Source organism: Salifodinibacter halophilus (assembly GCA_012999515.1).
Lineage (GTDB): Bacteria > Pseudomonadota > Gammaproteobacteria > Nevskiales > Salinisphaeraceae > Salifodinibacter > Salifodinibacter halophilus.
Genome location: JABEEB010000184.1, coordinates 1 through 280, shown reverse-complemented (window position 1 = coordinate 280; position 280 = coordinate 1). Strand labels below are relative to the sequence as shown.

Annotated in this window: 1 protein-coding gene; it reads right to left on the bottom strand. The window is 68.9% G+C overall.

Annotated elements, in window-relative coordinates; genetic code table 11:
* A partial coding sequence (locus tag HKX41_11235) for a Plug domain-containing protein (protein NNC24704.1) occupies nucleotides 1-280 on the bottom strand: 280 nt, incomplete at both ends.

The window sequence follows — 280 nt, the reverse complement described above, 5'->3', positions numbered from 1 at the left end:
GGCGTTGGAATAGAACACCGACGACGGGCCGCCGCGCACCACTTCCACCCGCTCGATGGTTTCGTCCAGACGAAAGGCCTGATCGCCGTTGAGATAGCCCAGCGCCGGGTCGTGCTGCACCGGGATGCCGTCTTCCAGCAACGTCACCGAGCCGAAACCGTCGACCGGGATGCCGCGCGCGCGGGTGTTGCCGCTGGCTTCGCCGCCGCTGGCCTCGACCCAGAAGCCGGGCACCGACTTCATCGCCTCGGTCACCGAGGTCGGCGCCTGCATGCGCAGG